16 protein-coding genes are annotated in these 16,718 nt (G+C 42.1%); 10 read left to right on the top strand and 6 right to left on the bottom strand.

Features of this window, described 5'->3' with window-relative positions:
* Window positions 1–45 precede the first annotated feature (45 nt).
* The 4 genes from srmB to ychF all read left to right on the top strand — a co-directional run bounded on the left by srmB (window position 46) and on the right by ychF (window position 4,236).
* Window positions 46–1,368 (top strand): ATP-dependent RNA helicase SrmB, encoded by a 1,323-nt coding sequence (gene srmB / locus F542_RS07240; protein WP_015432158.1) that lies wholly within the window; start codon window positions 46–48, stop codon window positions 1,366–1,368.
* Between the two features lie 56 nt (window positions 1,369–1,424).
* Window positions 1,425–2,357 (top strand): glycosyltransferase family 2 protein, encoded by a 933-nt coding sequence (locus F542_RS07235; RefSeq protein WP_015432159.1) that lies wholly within the window; start codon window positions 1,425–1,427, stop codon window positions 2,355–2,357.
* A gap of 64 nt (window positions 2,358–2,421) precedes the next feature.
* A complete protein-coding gene (pth, locus tag F542_RS07230; RefSeq protein WP_015432160.1) occupies window positions 2,422–3,006 on the top strand; it encodes an aminoacyl-tRNA hydrolase in 585 nt (194 codons plus the stop codon).
* 138 nt (window positions 3,007–3,144) lie between these two features.
* On the top strand, window positions 3,145–4,236 hold the full coding sequence (ychF, locus tag F542_RS07225; protein ID WP_015432161.1) for a redox-regulated ATPase YchF: 1,092 nt from the start codon (window positions 3,145–3,147) through the stop codon (window positions 4,234–4,236).
* Between the two features lie 36 nt (window positions 4,237–4,272).
* Here ychF and F542_RS07220 read toward each other — a convergent pair whose 3' ends face one another.
* The 6 genes from F542_RS07220 to F542_RS07195 form a co-directional block, all read right to left on the bottom strand.
* Entirely contained in the window at window positions 4,273–4,977 is a 705-nt protein-coding gene (locus tag F542_RS07220) for a YwiC-like family protein (RefSeq protein ID WP_015432162.1), read from the bottom strand.
* A 24-nt stretch (window positions 4,978–5,001) separates the two neighbouring features.
* Window positions 5,002–6,405 carry an ABC transporter ATP-binding protein gene (locus F542_RS07215; protein ID WP_025267189.1) on the bottom strand — a complete coding sequence of 468 codons (1,404 nt, stop codon included), beginning with the start codon at window positions 6,403–6,405 and terminating at the stop codon, window positions 5,002–5,004.
* 93 nt (window positions 6,406–6,498) lie between these two features.
* The gene (locus F542_RS07210) at window positions 6,499–7,284 is read right to left on the bottom strand and encodes an ABC transporter permease (protein WP_015432164.1); all 786 of its coding nucleotides are present in this window, start codon (window positions 7,282–7,284) and stop codon (window positions 6,499–6,501) included.
* A complete protein-coding gene (locus F542_RS07205; RefSeq protein WP_025267188.1) occupies window positions 7,277–8,221 on the bottom strand; it encodes an ABC transporter permease in 945 nt (314 codons plus the stop codon). Before F542_RS07205 ends, F542_RS07210 begins: the two co-directional genes overlap by 8 nt.
* A 145-nt stretch (window positions 8,222–8,366) precedes the next feature.
* On the bottom strand, window positions 8,367–9,935 hold the full coding sequence (locus tag F542_RS07200; protein ID WP_015432166.1) for an ABC transporter substrate-binding protein: 1,569 nt from the start codon (window positions 9,933–9,935) through the stop codon (window positions 8,367–8,369).
* A 142-nt stretch (window positions 9,936–10,077) separates the two neighbouring features.
* A complete protein-coding gene (locus F542_RS07195; protein ID WP_015432167.1) occupies window positions 10,078–10,932 on the bottom strand; it encodes a thymidylate synthase in 855 nt (284 codons plus the stop codon).
* Between the two features lie 80 nt (window positions 10,933–11,012).
* On the opposite strand from F542_RS07195, the gene F542_RS07190 reads away from it, so the two are divergent.
* From F542_RS07190 to pnuC, 6 genes are all read left to right on the top strand, one after another.
* Complete coding sequence (locus F542_RS07190) at window positions 11,013–11,552, top strand: hypothetical protein (RefSeq protein WP_015432168.1); 540 nt, start codon at window positions 11,013–11,015, stop codon at window positions 11,550–11,552.
* 126 nt (window positions 11,553–11,678) lie between these two features.
* A complete protein-coding gene (locus F542_RS07185; protein ID WP_025267187.1) occupies window positions 11,679–12,656 on the top strand; it encodes a RodZ domain-containing protein in 978 nt (325 codons plus the stop codon).
* 10 nt (window positions 12,657–12,666) lie between these two features.
* On the top strand, window positions 12,667–13,776 hold the full coding sequence (gene ispG, locus F542_RS07180; RefSeq protein ID WP_015432170.1) for a flavodoxin-dependent (E)-4-hydroxy-3-methylbut-2-enyl-diphosphate synthase: 1,110 nt from the start codon (window positions 12,667–12,669) through the stop codon (window positions 13,774–13,776).
* 130 nt (window positions 13,777–13,906) lie between these two features.
* Window positions 13,907–15,193 carry a histidine--tRNA ligase gene (gene hisS / locus F542_RS07175; RefSeq protein ID WP_015432171.1) on the top strand — a complete coding sequence of 429 codons (1,287 nt, stop codon included), beginning with the start codon at window positions 13,907–13,909 and terminating at the stop codon, window positions 15,191–15,193.
* Between the two features lie 54 nt (window positions 15,194–15,247).
* Window positions 15,248–15,868 carry a YfgM family protein gene (locus F542_RS07170; RefSeq protein WP_015432172.1) on the top strand — a complete coding sequence of 207 codons (621 nt, stop codon included), beginning with the start codon at window positions 15,248–15,250 and terminating at the stop codon, window positions 15,866–15,868.
* A 130-nt stretch (window positions 15,869–15,998) separates the two neighbouring features.
* A complete protein-coding gene (gene pnuC, locus F542_RS07165; protein WP_015432173.1) occupies window positions 15,999–16,706 on the top strand; it encodes a nicotinamide riboside transporter PnuC in 708 nt (235 codons plus the stop codon).
* Window positions 16,707–16,718 lie beyond the last annotated feature (12 nt).

Here is a 16,718-nt window from a genome sequence, read left to right as displayed (position 1 = left end):
GGGCGTATCGCATACGCCCCTAGATTTTTTAGGAAAAATAACTTTATGAACCCAATTTTAATTTTTGAAGAATTAGATCTTTCTCCCGAATTGCTCAGAGCAATTAAAGAAAAAGGCTATAAACGCCCCACTGCCATTCAAGCTGATGTGATCCCAAATGCCTTAGATGGCACCGATATTTTGGGCTCAGCCCCAACAGGTACAGGCAAAACCGCTGCGTTTTTATTGCCGGCATTGCAACACCTATTGGATTTCCCTCGCCGCAAACCAGGCCCGCCACGCATTTTGGTTTTAACGCCCACTCGTGAGCTGGCGATGCAAGTGGCAGAGCAAGCAGAAGAACTCGCCAAATTCACCAATTTGAGTATTGCAACCATTACAGGTGGCGTTGCCTATCAAAATCACGGTGAAGTCTTTAATACTAATCAAGATCTGGTAGTCGCAACACCGGGTAGATTATTACAATACATCAAGGAAGAAAATTTTGACTGCCGTTCAGTAGAAGTACTGATTTTTGATGAAGCAGACCGAATGTTGCAAATGGGCTATGGGCAAGATGCAGAAACCATTGCCGCTGAAACACGTTGGCGTAAACATACTTGGTTATTTTCAGCGACCCTTGAAGGCGAATTACTCACTGATTTTTCCGAGCGTATTTTAGAAAACCCTGTGCAAATTGATGCAGAACCAAGTCGTCGTGAACGTAAAAAAATTAATCAATGGTATTACCACGCAGATAACCTTGAACATAAAACTAAGTTACTGGCTCGTTTAGTCAGCAATTTTGAGATTGAAAAAGCGGTCGTGTTTGTGCGTAAACGTGAAACCGTACGAGAGTTGAGCGAAACATTGCGTAAACGTGGTATTCGTTCCACTTACCTAGAAGGCGAAATGGCACAAACACAACGTAATCAAGCGATTGAGCGGTTAAAATCGGGTGTCGTGAATGTGCTAGTGGCAACCGATGTTGCCGCTCGTGGTATTGATATTGATGATGTGGATTTTGTCATCAATTTTGATTTGCCATACAGTGCGGATACCTATCTGCACCGCATTGGGCGTACCGCTCGAGCGGGTAAAAAAGGCTCGGCGGTCAGTTTAGTGGAAGCCCACGATTATAAGCTACTTGGCAAAATTAAACGCTATACCGAAGAGCCATTAAAACCACGCACTATTGAAGGGCTTGAACCACGCACCAAAGCCCCGAAAGATGGTGAAATGCCGACCGTGAGCAAAAAAGAAAAAGCGCGGGTGAAAAAGAAAAAAGAAGAGAAAAAAGCACTTGATAAGAAAAAAGTGAAAGCTCGGCATAAAGATACTAAAAATATCGGTAAACGTAGAAAACCAAGCTCGGAAAAATCGGCTTAATATCGTAAGTAAACCAGTATTTGATTAATACTGGTTTATTCATTTGGGAGAAATAAGTGAAATTAGCTGTGATTATACCTGTTTACAATGCCGAAGCATATTTAGCGGAATGTTTACAGTCCTTGTTAGCTCAAAGTCTGACAGATTTTTGTATTCTTGCGATTAATGATGCCTCTACCGATCGCAGTGGTGAAATTTTAGAAGCCTTTGCTCAACAAGATCCGCGTTTGCGAGTGTACCATTTAGAGAAAAATAGTGGTGATCCTATAGCAACCCAACTTGCTTTTAATTTACTTAATTATATGCAGGTGAAGTATGTAGCAAGAATGGATGCTGATGATATTTGCTTGGCATATCGCTTTGAAGCACAAGTTCGTTATTTAGATGAACACCCAGATATTGATGTGGTTGGGGCAAACATGCTAACAATAGATCAATCAGGGATTGGTTTAGATAAAACGGATGCACCATTAACAGATTCAGATATTAAGGCAAACTTAGTTTTAGCGAGAGCCAATATCTTTAACCCAACAGCAATGTGGCGACATGCCACGATTAAACCATTAAATTGGCGTTATAATACCACTGAAACAGCTTGTGATTATGGTATGTGGGTACATTTGGCAATATGTGGTAAACGCTTCGCGAATTTGCCTGAACCATTAGTGAAATATCGTTTGCACGATAACCAAGAAAGCCACAAGTTAGAAAAAGTGAAGAAATCTGTTCAGCAGAGCTTAAGCCGTTATTTCAGAGCACTTTATCCCACATTAACAGCACAGGAAATTCAGCTTTTAACCAGTATTTTTAATGGCAGCTCAGTTATGCTAACGATTCCTCAATATCTTGATGCGCTTAATTTGCTTACCAAGGCTATTCAATTTAGCACGCCTGTTTTAGGCGAAAATCGGACTAAAATCATAGAATACATGAAAGAGCGAAGGGGGTTAATTCGCCAGAGTTTAGAACGTGCAGGCGTGAAGTTGTAAGGCTTCTTCTTGAGAAAAACTGCTAAATTCTCTACAATATCAGCTTTTGTTCAAGGACATCTCAATGTCGCAAATTAAGTTAATTGTTGGGCTGGGGAATCCCGGTGCGAAATATGAAGGCACTCGCCACAATGCGGGCGAATGGCTGATTAATGAAATCGCCCGAATGTATAACGTCAGCCTTAAAGAAGAGCCAAAATACTTTGGCAAAACAGCCAAAATTAGCACGCCACAGGGCGAGGTGCGTTTGCTTGTGCCAACGACTTTTATGAATTTAAGCGGTAAAGCGGTTGGGGCATTGGCAAACTTTTTCCGTATTCAACCTGAAGAAATTTTAGTGGCACACGATGAACTCGATTTACCTGCTGGGGCAGTGAAAATCAAACAAGGTGGCGGACACGGTGGGCACAACGGCTTGAAAGATATTGTGGCGTGTTTAGGCAATAAAAATACCTTTTATCGTGTACGTATTGGCATCGGGCATCCCGGTTCAAAAGATCTGGTTTCGGGATATGTCTTGGGTAAGCCATCACCAGAAGATCAACGCCTACTAGATAGCGTGATTGACGAAGCCGCACGCTGTGTGGAGATTCTGTTTAAAGATGGTATGGTGAAAGCGACAAATCGCTTGAATGCGTTTAAGGCGTAGCACCTATTATTGTAGGGGCGGACCGACGTGTCCGCCCTAAAAAATATCATCGGACAATTAGGGCGTACGCAGTACGCCCCTACAAGCGGTGAATTTTGATAAATTTTTTGCAAAGATTTTTAATAAAAGGAACATTATATGGGATTTAAATGCGGTATCGTAGGTTTACCTAATGTCGGGAAATCTACGCTTTTTAATGCGTTAACTAAGGCAGGGATTGAAGCGGCGAACTATCCGTTCTGTACGATTGAACCGAATACAGGTGTCGTGCCAATGCCTGATCCACGTTTAGATGCGTTGGCGGAAATTGTCAAACCTGAGCGTGTGTTGCCAACCACGATGGAATTTGTGGATATTGCAGGTTTAGTGGCTGGAGCAAGTAAAGGCGAAGGCTTAGGTAATAAATTCTTAGGCAACATTCGTGAAACCGATGCAATTGGACACGTTGTACGCTGCTTTGAGAATGATGATATTGTGCACGTTGCGGGCAAAATTTCTCCGCTTGATGATATTGAAACGATCAATACCGAGCTGGCACTGGCAGACTTGGAAAGCTGTGAACGTGCCATTCAGCGTTTGCAAAAACGTGCGAAAGGCGGCGATAAAGAAGCGAAATTTGAATTAGCGATTATGGAAAAAATTCTGCCAATCCTTGAAAATGGCGGAATGATTCGCTCTGTGGCGTTAGATAAAGAAGAGTTGCACGCGATCAAAGGTTATAACTTCTTGACCTTAAAACCAACCATGTACATCGCAAACGTAAACGAAGACGGTTTTGAAAATAACCCTTATTTGGATCAAGTGCGTGAATTTGCGGCAAAAGAAGGCTCGGTCGTTGTGCCAGTGTGTGCCGCGATTGAAGCGGAAATTGCGGAATTAGACGATGACGAGAAAACCGAGTTTTTACAAGATTTAGGCATTGAAGAACCGGGCTTAAACCGTGTAATTCGTGCAGGTTATGCGTTATTAAATCTGCAAACCTATTTCACCGCAGGGGTAAAAGAAGTGCGTGCGTGGACAGTCTCTGTGGGGGCAACCGCACCAAAAGCAGCAGCGGTGATCCACACCGATTTTGAAAAAGGCTTTATCCGTGCCGAAGTGATTGCTTATGATGATTTCATTCAATTCAAAGGCGAAAACGGGGCAAAAGAAGCAGGTAAATGGCGTTTAGAAGGGAAAGACTACATCGTCCAAGATGGCGATGTCATGCACTTCCGTTTTAATGTTTAAAGAAAAAATGGATTAGCCAGTTGGCTAATCCATTTTTTATACAATTAAAGCAATAAAGAAAATCAACACGATAGCAAATTCTAATATTCCCACCTGCTTAATATTCAATTTTTTCTTAGGCACAATAATGGCTCGGATAAGCCCGATTAAATAAGCAAAAGCAATACTGTATGCGCCATAAAAAGCATAAATCAACCCTAATATAAGATGTGAGGTGTAGCTTAACTTTGTATATAGCGGATTTTTTCTCTCACGTGCGACACTTTTTACATAAAATGTCGTTGCAATAAAAAACAGAGTAGGGTGGAGTAGTATTGCAAAATGATATTGTGCTGTGGCAAGGTAAAAGGCTGCCATACCGATCACCCCAAAGGTTAAAATGCCTGCAATATCATTGAACAAATTGCGTTCGTCTTTCTGCTTCGCATAGTGAATTTGAATGAATGCAAGCGGTAAAATCGGCAAAGAAAATTGCAAAATGGATAAGTCGTTTAACAACAGCGGAAAAGCAAATACTAAGCTGATCGCAAAGTAGATTTTTGCCCATTTTTTCTGCCGTTCATTATTTTTCTTGCTAAAAATCCCAAAAAATGGATAGGAAAATAGGTATAAAAACAGCCAGCTTGCGCCTAGCCAAAAATGTGCTAAGACAAACCGGCTCTCAAAAATCGCATAGAGATATGGCACAAATGCCATCACTAATGCGCCATGTTGATTAGATATAATCGGTTTGTCTTTCATTGGTATTACCTTCAGTAAGTGGAATTAGGTGATATATTGTTCCAAATCTACCACTTGATCGCAACTTTTCTCAATTAAATAAGGATCGTGGCTAACTAAAATCAGCCCACAATGTCGTGCTCGGCACTGCTCAATTAAAAGTGAGATTACCTCTTGCTGTGTAATCGGATCTAAACGAGAAGTGACTTCATCGGCAAACAGTAAAACAGGGTTGAGCAACAACGCACGCAAAATTGCCACACGTTGCAATTCCCCGCCCGAAACATTCTCCGCCGTGCGGTTTAGAATCTCAGGGTTGAGCGAAAGTTGCGTTAATAAACTTGGTGTTTGGCTGCGATCTAATTGGTGGTAATCAATCACATCGTCTAGCAGTTGTTGCAAGCTCACATTAGGGGCAAACGCCTCAGGTGGATCTTGGTAGAGTTTTAGCACTTGGTGTTTTTTGTGGGTTTGCGAATGCCAAATCACCTCTCCCGATTGTGGTTTGAGTAAGCCACACAGCACATCAGCAAGCGTGCTTTTGCCAATACCACTGCGTCCGACAATCCCCAGCACTTCGCCTTTATGTAGCGTAAAGGAAAGACGGCTAAATAGCGTGCGTTCGCCCCGTGCCACACTGAGATTTTGAACTGAAACAAGCGGTTCCGTTGGGCGATTTTTTTGCCTATCTTGCCAATGTTTTGGATCGGCATTAATTAAGGCTTGGGTGTAAGGGTGTTGGGGGCGAGAAAGTAACTGTTCTGCACGCCCTTCTTCCACTAATTTGCCCTTTTTCATCACAAAAATATAGCCGCCAAGCTCACTGGCAACATCAATATCGTGTGTGATGGTGAGTAAGCCACCGCCTTGCTGATAAGCCTGTTTGAGTAGCGCAATCACGTCGGCTTTGCTGTTTGGATCAAGCCCTTTGGTTGGCTCATCGGCAAGCAGAATTTTCCCTCCAGCGGCGGTTGCTATCGCAAAGCTCGCTCGTTGTGCCATACCGCCAGACAGTTGATGTGGATAGCGAGTTTGTGCTTCTTTCAAGCCTAGTTGAGTCAGATATTGAATACTGGATTGTTTGGCAGACGCATTATCTTGCTGTGCCACAAAATGATAACTTTCCCATAGCTGTTGATTGATTGCCATTAGCGGATCGAGCGAACGGCGTGGTTCTTGGGGAAGCATCACCAGCGTTTTACCCCAAAGCAGTTGCAAGCGGTCGCTTTGGGTAGTGATATTGCAATTTTCTACCGAAATTTCACCGCTTGCTTTTAAGCCATCGGGCAAGGCGCCCATAATGGCTTGAATAAGCAAACTTTTACCTGAACCTGTTTCGCCTAAAATGGTGATATTTTGCCCCGCGTTCAATTGCAAACTGATGGGTTCAACAAGTTCTAAGCCTTGTGTGGTTTGAACAGAGAGATTTTTGATATTGAGTAGGGTCATTTTATTTATTTTCTTTTGTAGAGGCGGACCGATGTGTCCGCCCTGATTTTTATTTGATACTCGGGCGGGCACATCAGTCCGCCTATACGGATTTTATTTAATCTTCCCTGCCAACAATTGCAGACTGAGTACCAATAAAAATACGACGGCAACAGGCTGCAAGAAAATCAAAGGCGCTTGATAGTAGTAAGGGAAAAGTTCCGTCATCATTAGCCCGAGTTCTGCTGTTGGTGGGCGTAATCCGACACTGACAAAGCCAAGTGTTGCAAGGGCTAAAATCGCATTACCGATAGAAAAAGCGGTTAAGGTTGCCACCAATGGGAGCAAGCGGGGTAAAAGATGGCGTTTTATGCAATACCATAACGGCATACCCATTAAGCGAGAAGATTCTAACTCAGCACTGCTGGCAATGGTGGCGGTGATCGCACGAATCACACGGAAAAATTCTACCCACATTACCAACGAAATACCGAGATAAAGCGTCCAGAATGATCCGGGTGAAAGCGCGGCAAACAATAAAATTAACAGTAATCCTGGTAATGCCATAATTAAATCGCATAAAAAACTGAATACTCGATCAATCCAAGAGCCAAATAAGCCAGCCAAAATCCCCGTTGCAAGCCCAGCGAGCAATGCACAGGCAACACTAAATAGCGATAAACCAAATGAGAGACGAATCGCAGAGGCAAGGCGTGCGAGCATATCTCGTCCTAAATGATCGGTGCCAAACCAGCTTTCGCTGTCTGGTTGTGCGAGAATGTTGCTGAGATCTTGAAAACCAATATCAGCAGGGTAAAAATAAGGCTGTAAAAAAGCAAAGCAGAGTAATAACGCTAAGATAAATGCCCCTACCCATTGTCCGATGGTGAATTTATTCACGATTTCCCTCCCGAATGCGTGGGTCAATCCAAGCGGATAGGAGATCGGCAATCATATTCAGCACGACAAATAATCCCCCCATTACCAGTGCCGTGCCTTGAATGACGGGCACATCACGGGCAATAATGGCGTGCACGAGAGCGTGTCCGCTTCCCGGCCAAGCAAAGAGACTTTCTACGATCACGACTCCCTCAATTAAGTAGATCAACTGCACGCTATGATAAGCAATCACTGGCACGGCGATATTGCGAATACCGTGTCGCACAAAGGTTTGCCAACGGCTTAATCCTTTTAAGCGTGCAAATTGGTAATATTCCGATTGCATAACCTGTACCATTGCTTGGCGAGTGACTCGCACTGAAACGGCACTGAGCCCAATTGCTAACGTTAGGGCAGGCAAAATAAAGTGTTGCCAACTGCCATATCCGCCAGAGGGAAGCCAACGTAGCTGCACGGAAAAAAGTGCAATTAGCCCAATAGCGATAATAAAAGCAGGAACGGAGCGAAAGAGGCTGCTAAATACCAGTGTCAAGCGGTCAAAAATGCCGTTGGGTTTACGAGCTGCCAGCACGCCGAGTGTTGGGCCAATCAACACGGCAAGGACTAATGCGACAATTGCCAGCCCCAGTGTATGCCCAAATTGATGCTGTAACTCTTCCCAAACGGGATCGCCGCTCACCAATGATTTACCTAAATTAAATTGCGCTAAATCACCCAGCCAAGAGAAATAGGTTTGCCACCAAGGTAGATCTAAACCCAGCTCAGCACGCACGGCTTCCGCAGCCGCAGAATCCGCTTGATCGTAACCATAGCGGCTGGCAGCTATGCGATATGCCATATCCCCCGAGAGCTGGCGAGTGAGCATAAAGGTTAATGTGCCGACCGACCAAATCACTAGCAGGATTTGGGTAAGACGGCGCAAGAGAATGTGAAACAAAATAATGCTCCTGATGATTTATCGTTGTATTGATTTTAATGATTTTTTGGGCGAACACATCGGTTCGCCCCTACGTTAGATTTTTTCTCTTTTTATTCAGGACAGGGATAAACCCTGTTCCTACGATGATTTAAATCATCGTCCTCTATTTCGCCAATTTTTCTAAAAAGAAACGTCTTTCAAACGGATCAAGCGTGATGTTTTGTACACCTTTATGTGCCACCACATTTTGCTGATAATAGACCACAGGAATAATCGGCAATTCATCATTGATAATTTGGCTGATTTGCTGTTTTAACGCTTTGGCTTTTTCAGGACTGCGTTCAGTTTCTAATGCTTTTACTGCGTTATCCAACTCACTATTTTGCCAGTTCATTACGCCCCAATCGCTACCGCCATTGGCAATATCTTGGGCAATGATGGCAAAGGGATCTAAGGTTTTACCGTAGTTAAAGGCATAGAGTGCCATTTCTAGGCTACCATCTTGATGGCCTGCGGGGATTTCGCTGAAATTCCCAACGGAAACATTCACATTCACCCCAATTTGTTTCCATTGTGCTTGCAAAATGGTAGCGATAATCGGCAGTTCTGGGCGGTCAGAAAAGGTACGTAGGGTAAAGCTAAACGGCTTGCCATCTTTGGTGAGATTGCCTTGTGCATCAAATTCATACCCGTAAGCGGTGAGATTTTGCTTAATTTTTGCAATATCTACTGCTGGGATTTCGCCCTGAACTCGCCATTCCTCAAAGCCTTTCGGCAGAAGCTGATCGGCAATGCCATCTTCAATTTTTAACACTTGCTCGGCAATCGCTTTACGGTTAATCGCTTGTGATAGGGCTTGGCGAATCGCAATATCGTTAAAAAAGGGCTTTGCCACGTCCATTTTTAATTGAATGGTACGCGCAATAGAGCCACTAATGACTTGCAGATTCGGATCGTTTTTTAAACGTTCCACACTTGCCGTATCAAGATTAAACACTAATGATGAAGCATCGCTTTGTGCCATCAGTGAACGAGTTTCACTACGGCTGCTGGCTAAATAGTTGGCTTGTAATAACTGTGGTTTTTCTCCCCAATAGGCATCAAAACGTTGAGCAGAGAGTTTTTGTGGTGCTTGAATTTGCACGGGTTTAAATGCACCTGTGCCGATAAGTTCAACGACATTGCCTCCATTGTTATAGCTTTCTGGGGCAAGAATAATCGTAGAGTAGTGGGTTAAAAATGATGGAAATGGCTCGAAGGCTTTGCTTAGCTCAATTTCTAGCTTGTCATTGTTGGCACGAATTTCGTTGATGAAAGCATTCGCTAGCACACCGGGTTTAGATTTTGCAATGTTTAGGCTATTTACCACCGCTTGCACATCAAGCGGTTTGCCATTGTGGAATGACACATTTTCACGCAAGGTAAATGTCCAGATTTTGCCTGACTCATCGCTGTGCCATTCGGTGGCAAGCGCTGGAATAAGGTTACCTTGTTGATCCGCCTCTACCAATGTTTCCGCTAAGTTCATACGCTGAAAAATGACGCCCGACTGGTTCGGCTCAAGGTTGCCGATTTCCCAAGGGGCGACAATAGTTGCAAGTGTAAGCTCATTATTTTGTGTTGGTGAAGCGGTTTGTGATTCTGCTTGCACGATGGCAGTTTGTGCCGTTTGTTGATCGCAAGCGCTTAAAAGTAGGCTAGAAAATACAAAGGGGAATAGAATTTTTTGCATAATAAATCCCTAGTCAAAAAGTGGGTTATTGGAAAAGTGCGTATTGTGCCACAAAATCCATAAAAAAATAGTGGGTAGAAATAATAAATATAAAAAATTTATGGGATTTAACTAAATTAGGTGGGATAGCCCACCTAAATAATTATACCGAGAAGGGATATTTGATCGCTGGGTGGCTTTGATAACCTTCCACTTCAAAGTCATCGAGAGTGACCCAAGTTTCAAGATCTTCTAAACTTTTGATGTCGGGGTTGATCGTTAATTTTGGTGCAACAAACGGCTCGCGTTTTAGCTGTACATCACGCATCAAGTCTAATTGATCCTCATAAATGTGTGCGTTAACAATTTTGTGGAAAGCCAAGCCTGCTTTATGTCCAGTGATTTGTGCCATTAATGCGAGGAAAGTGTAGCATTGAATCATATTCCAGTTTAAGCCAAGTGGTACATCAGCAGAACGTTGTGTGCTATTTAGGTAGAGTGTACCGTCTAATAATGAAAAGTGATGGCTATGTAAGCAAGGACGTAAACACCCCATATGAAATGCACCTGGGTGATAGAAGGTATAAATTTCGCCACGGTTATCCACGCCACGCTTAAGATCATCGACAATTTGACGAAGTAAATCAATATTGCCGCTACCATCTGCTTTAGGGAAATTTCTCCCTACTGCACCATAAACTAAGCCCATATCGTCTTCGCCTTTACGATGTGGATTTGCAAGCCAAGCGTGGTTTTCGTTTGCATTGGCATCCCACGATTTTGTACCAAGCGCGCGGAAATCTGCCGCATTATCGTAACCGCGAATATAACCGAGCAATTCGGCAATTGCGGCTTTCCAATAGCTTTTTCGGGTGGTCACTAATGGGAATTCACCGTTGGCAACATCGTAGGTTAAATCCGCATTAATAACGGTTAAACAACGTTTACCGGTGCGTTCGTTTTCAACCCATTTACCTTGTTCAACGATGCGTTGGCAGAGAGAGAGATACTGTTTCATGCGCTTTCCTTAAAATTTTGCGTAATAGGGAACATTTGCTAGAATTGTAACAAATTTTCATTGAGGATGAGGAGTATCAAATGAAAAGAGTGATGAAATCTTGTTTTTTAGTCGGGGTTGGTATCTGGCTGGCGGGCTGCTATTCATCATCGAATAGCTGGAATCGTATGGATCCGCAGCAGATTGACCAGAAATCTTATGCAATTGCATATGCAGGTACAGCGCAAGCTTATGAAGATAGAGTAAATGGTAGTTACGATATTGATTCGTACATTCGTGGTGTGGATGATTATTTTAATAATCGTAATAGTCTGCCAATTGAGCAAATTCGCGGTAGTTTAATGAACCGTTTTTTAGATCATAATATCTATGCATATTATAGTGGTATCATTGATGCAAATTCTTTTCAATCAAAAGCAAATTATCTGAGCCCAAAATGCTGGAAATTGATTGATACGCAAAGCGCTACTCAAGGTATTCATGATGCGATGCTTGATCTACAAAAAGGCAGCGTGCGGAATGATAATTATATTAAGCAAGGTGCTGATTTAATTTTGCATGAATGCGTTGAAAAAGTTGAAGAAGAAAATAAAGCTGCAGTGCAGCAAAAAGCAAAATAGAGCAAATTCGTATCCAAGCTTTTTATTGGCTATTGTTGAATAGCCATTTTTTGCTGCTTGGGATTGCAAAAAGGCAACTATCTCTTTAAACTTTCCGACCAATTTTTTTCAAAAAGTACTTTTAATATGAGTGAAACGTTAGACACGCTTTCTTTGGGGCTGCAGCTTAAAAATGCCCGTGAAGCCCTTAATCTTTCAATTGATGATGTGGCACACAAAACAAACCTGAAAAAGAGCCATATTGAGTCGTTAGAAAACGATATTTTTATTTTGGCTAATGTGCCTCCTGCTTTTGTGAGAGGCTATGTACGTAAATATGTTAGCTTTCTACGTTTGCCAGAAAGTTTGATTCAGCAAGCAAATTACGGTGAAGTGACAATCCCTAAAGAGGTGAAAAAAGCAGCGCCGATTAAGGTTTCGAACAACCATAAGTCGCAAAGCCGTTGGGTCAAATGGCTTACGGGTTTGATCTTATTATGTGCTATTGGTATGACACTCGCTTGGTGGTGGCAAGAGCATAAAAAAGATGAGCTAAGCCGTGATTCATTAGTTAGTTCAAGTGAAGTGGCAGTAAATCAAACACTACCGGCACCTGAAACAACGTCAAATAGTGGTACAGAAATCCACTTGGCAAGTAATCATGAGGAGTTGGCATTAGCCGCACCAGCTGAAAATACGCAGGAGGGTGTAGAGCTAGAACATAGCAGTGAAACACCAACACTAGATCAAACTGTGCAAGAAATGTCGCAAGCGGTAGATAATCGTCAAGAAAATGCAAATTCAATGCCTCTTGAAACAGCCGCGGCTATTTTAGCCGAGCCGCAGCAAGAAACCGTGGCTGAAGAGCCTGTGCCTGCTGTGAGTAACGATGAATTACGCATTGAAATTACAGGTGGGCAAAGCTGGATTACGGTACGTACCCCGAAAAGTAAAAAAAGCCTAGCCGAGAAGCTTTATAATTCAGGCGATGTGCTGGCGTTTAATAACAATGAACAATATCGTTTGACTATTGGCGCGCCAGCAAATGTGAAAATCTACTACAAGGGTGAGCAGGTACCGTTAAAAGTAGATGGTCGTGTTGCACGAATTAAACTACCACAATAATGGATTAAACATGTTAAAAGAAGCGCCGATTAAACGTCGTGAATCGACAAAAATTTGGGTAGGCAATGTGCCAGTGGGAGGAGATGCTCCGATCGCAGTACAATCCATGACTAATACACGCACTACGGATGTTGAAGCCACTGTGGCACAAATTAAATCTCTTGAACGTGTTGGTGCAGATATTGTTCGTGTTTCGGTGCCGACAATGGATGCCGCTGAAGCGTTCAAGTTGATCAAACAGCAAGTGAGTGTGCCGTTGGTTGCCGATATCCATTTCGATTATCGTATAGCCTTAAAAGTAGCGGAATATGGGGTAGATTGCTTGCGAATTAACCCTGGTAATATCGGTAAGGAAGAACGAATTCGAGCAGTGGTAGATTGTGCTCGGGATAAAAATATTCCAATCCGTATTGGCGTTAATGCGGGTTCGCTTGAGCGAGATATTCAAGAAAAATATGGAGAACCAACGCCAGAAGCTTTACTTGAAAGTGCTTTGCGCCATGTTGAGATCTTAGATAGATTGAATTTCGATCAATTTAAAGTGAGTGTAAAGGCATCTGATGTTTTTTTAGCGGTGGAAAGTTACCGATTATTAGCCAAAGCGATCAAACAACCTTTACATTTAGGGATTACAGAAGCTGGCGGAGCAAGAGCAGGAGCGGTTAAATCTGCAATTGGCTTAGGTCTATTATTATCCGAAGGGATTGGAGATACGTTGCGGATCTCATTAGCAGCAGATCCTGTGGAAGAGATCAAAGTGGGCTTTGATATTTTGAAATCACTGCGCATTCGTTCGCGTGGGATTAACTTTATCGCATGTCCAACTTGCTCACGCCAAGAGTTCGATGTTATCGGCACTGTAAATGCCTTAGAGCAACGCTTAGAAGATATTATTACGCCAATGGATGTTTCAATTATTGGCTGTGTCGTAAATGGCCCAGGTGAGGCATTAGTGTCTGATTTAGGGGTAACTGGTTCAAACAAAATGAGCGGCTTTTATCTAGATGGTGTACGCCAGAAAGAGCGCTTTGATAATGACCAGCTTATTGACCAACTTGAGGCAAAAATTCGGGCGAAAGTAGCACAACAGACACAACGTATTGATATTGCACAGGTTTAAACTGTAGGGGCGAATTACATTCGTCCCCAAAAAATTATTAATGGGCGAATGTAATTCGCCCATTAACTACATTCATATTGGATCAAGCGATCAAATTCATTAAAATTTTTACAAAATCAGGATAAATTTAATGTCAAAAACTATTCAAGCTATTCGAGGAATGAATGACTTTTCTCCAAGCGAAACTCCATTATGGCAATGGGTAGAAAATACCATTCGTGAAACTTTTTCTAGTTACGGCTATTCGGAAGTTCGCACTCCAATTTTAGAAAGTACGTCATTGTTTGAACGTGGCGTGGGGGAAGCAACGGATATTGTTGAAAAAGAGATGTTTACTTTCTCGCGTGATGACAATAATGAAGGGAAAATGACCTTACGCCCAGAAGGAACGGCAGGTTGTGTACGTGCAGCGATTGAACATGGCTGGATTTACAATCAGGAACAACGTTTATGGTATATTGGCCCGATGTTTCGTTATGAGCGTCCGCAGAAAGGACGTTATCGTCAATTCCATCAAGCTGGAGTAGAGATCTTTGGTATCGCATCAGCTCAAGCCGATGCGGAATTAATTTTGCTCACTGCCCGTTTATGGGAAAAACTAGGGATTCGCGAACATGTGACTCTGCAAATTAACTCAATTGGAGGGCAAGAGGTTCGTCAGAAATATCGTGATGCTTTAGTCGCATTCCTTGAAAATCACCGCGAGGTGTTAAGACAAGATCCCGATAGTGAGCGCCGTTTAATTTCTAACCCGCTACGCATTTTAGATACTAAAAACCAAGCGCTACAAGAAGTGTTAAATAACGCACCGAAATTACATGATTTCTTAGATGAAGAATCAAAAGCGCACTTTACAGAGCTTTGTATGATCCTAGATCAAATGGGAATTGCTTACGAAGTAAACCAAAAATTAGTACGTGGTTTAGATTATTACAACAAAACCGTTTTTGAATGGGTAACTAGCGCATTAGGTGCACAAGGCACAGTTTGTGGTGGTGGTCGTTATGATGGTTTAGTCGCTCAACTTGGCGGGCATGCCACAGAAGGGGTTGGTTTTGCTATGGGCTTAGAGCGCTTAGTGTTACTGGTGCAAGAAGTGAATCCAGCGATTGAGCTTGCACGTACCGTTGATGTTTATCTCGTGCATATGGGCGAGGGAACGACCGCTGCTGCTTTCCGCTTAGCAGAAATGCTACGTTCTGCTTTGCCGCAACTGCGAGTGATGATGCATGCGAGCGGTGGTAATTTCAAAAAGCAATTTAAGCGAGCGGATAAATCAGGCGCAAAAATTGCATTGGTGTTAGGTGAAAGCGAAGTGCAAGCAAACCAAGTGGTTGTGAAAGATTTATTGGCGGGGGCTGAGCAAATTGTTATTGCACAGACAGATTTGGTTGCAGAGTTACAGAAGTATTTTTAATTTGTAAGGGCAAATGCAATTTGCCCTTATTCTCTTTCAAATAAGGATCATTCAATGAGCGATTATTTAAATAAAACAGAAGAACAGCAATTTGAAGAGGCGAAAAGCTGGTTGAAACAAAATGGTATGCCTATTTTAATGGCAATAATTTTAGCTTTAGCTGCTTCAGCTGGTTGGAATTTTTGGAAAAATCATCAAGTTGAAGTGGCGCAAAAAACCTCTGCAAGCTATCAGCAAGTAATGGAAAGTTATTTGCAAAATCCAGAGAAAAATACACCGCTTGTTGAGAAATTTATTGCAGATAATCAAGCTACAAACTATGCCGTTTTTGCTCAATTAGAACAAGCTAAACAATTAGTGGATAAGCAAGATTTTACTGTAGCGAAAAATGTATTAAACCAAGCTCTTGGTAATACAGACGATGCAACATTGCAAAATGTTATTCGTTTTCGTTTGGCTGCGGTTGAATTCCAGCTTCAGCAATTTGATGCAGCGTTAGCGACATTAGCTAAAATTCAAGATAAAGCGTGGGATTTGCGTAAACAGGTGTTTGTTGGAGACATTTTAGCAGCCAAAGGGGATAAAGAAGCGGCAAAGAGTGCTTATGAACAAGCAAAAGCAAATGCACCAGAAAATGAGCATATGTTAATTGATATTCGCTTGAATAATTTATAGTGCATTAGATGAGCTGAGTCTATTGCTAATTCATTTAAATTTTTTGCAGGTTATAAATGTGATATGTATCACAGAATATGGATTTAAATTTAATTAGAATAGGCTTATTTTTAATCCTTTGGGAGGCAATATGGATTTTTCAAAGTTAGCTGAAAAAACAATACAAGAGCTGTTTGGTGGATGGAAATGGTGGGAAGCAACTTTCTTGATTTTCTGTATCGTTGCCATTATTTGGGGCGGTATATATGATATTCAAACCAACGGCATGAACGCCAAAGCGCCTGTTATTGGCATGATTTCTGGTGTATCGGGCATCATTTGTAATGTCTTTATCAGTAAAGGGAAAATTAGTAACTATTTTTTCGGTTTGATCTTTGCTTATAGCTACTTCTATTTAGCCTTAGCGAATAATTTTTTAGGGGAAATGAATACGACACTCTATGTGTATATTCCCGCGCAGTTTATAGGCTACTTTTTGTGGACTCAAAATATGCAAAATGATAATGGTGCTGAGGCGGTTATAGCAAAGGCGTTAGATCTTAAAGGTTGGATTGCACTCATTACATTTTTGTTGCTAGGGACACTCTCCTTTGTGCAATTACTTAATCATTTTGGTGGTAGCTCAACTGGCTTAGATGGATTAACAACTATTATTGTGGTTGCCGCCCAAGCTTTAATGGTATTGCGCTACCGTGAACAATGGTTACTCTGGATTGCCCTTAATATCATTTCAATTGCGCTATGGGCGGATAGTCCGGCTGTTTATACAATGTATGCTGCATTCCTACTTAACTCAATTTATGGTTATTACAACTGGACAAAATTAAAAGTCAATTAATAATTTTACTTA

Origin of the sequence: Bibersteinia trehalosi USDA-ARS-USMARC-188 (assembly GCF_000521725.1) — a bacterium.
GTDB classification, from domain to species: domain Bacteria; phylum Pseudomonadota; class Gammaproteobacteria; order Enterobacterales; family Pasteurellaceae; genus Bibersteinia; species Bibersteinia trehalosi.
The sequence above is the reverse complement of the archived record's forward strand: the minus strand, read 5'-3'. Positions and strand labels throughout refer to the sequence as shown.

What these genes read in the sequence shown, in the direction of transcription:
- srmB (WP_015432158.1), top strand. Translation starts at nt 46, where the DNA reads ATGAACCCAATTTTAATTTTTGAAGAATTAGATCTTTCTCCCGAATTG.
- pth (WP_015432160.1), top strand. Translation starts at nt 2,422, where the DNA reads ATGTCGCAAATTAAGTTAATTGTTGGGCTGGGGAATCCCGGTGCGAAA.
- ychF (WP_015432161.1), top strand. Translation starts at nt 3,145, where the DNA reads ATGGGATTTAAATGCGGTATCGTAGGTTTACCTAATGTCGGGAAATCT.
- F542_RS07220 (WP_015432162.1), bottom strand. Translation starts at nt 4,977, where the DNA reads ATGAAAGACAAACCGATTATATCTAATCAACATGGCGCATTAGTGATG.
- F542_RS07215 (WP_025267189.1), bottom strand. Translation starts at nt 6,405, where the DNA reads ATGACCCTACTCAATATCAAAAATCTCTCTGTTCAAACCACACAAGGC.
- F542_RS07200 (WP_015432166.1), bottom strand. Translation starts at nt 9,935, where the DNA reads ATGCAAAAAATTCTATTCCCCTTTGTATTTTCTAGCCTACTTTTAAGC.
- F542_RS07195 (WP_015432167.1), bottom strand. Translation starts at nt 10,932, where the DNA reads ATGAAACAGTATCTCTCTCTCTGCCAACGCATCGTTGAACAAGGTAAA.
- F542_RS07190 (WP_015432168.1), top strand. Translation starts at nt 11,013, where the DNA reads ATGAAAAGAGTGATGAAATCTTGTTTTTTAGTCGGGGTTGGTATCTGG.
- F542_RS07185 (WP_025267187.1), top strand. Translation starts at nt 11,679, where the DNA reads ATGAGTGAAACGTTAGACACGCTTTCTTTGGGGCTGCAGCTTAAAAAT.
- ispG (WP_015432170.1), top strand. Translation starts at nt 12,667, where the DNA reads ATGTTAAAAGAAGCGCCGATTAAACGTCGTGAATCGACAAAAATTTGG.
- hisS (WP_015432171.1), top strand. Translation starts at nt 13,907, where the DNA reads ATGTCAAAAACTATTCAAGCTATTCGAGGAATGAATGACTTTTCTCCA.
- F542_RS07170 (WP_015432172.1), top strand. Translation starts at nt 15,248, where the DNA reads ATGAGCGATTATTTAAATAAAACAGAAGAACAGCAATTTGAAGAGGCG.
- pnuC (WP_015432173.1), top strand. Translation starts at nt 15,999, where the DNA reads ATGGATTTTTCAAAGTTAGCTGAAAAAACAATACAAGAGCTGTTTGGT.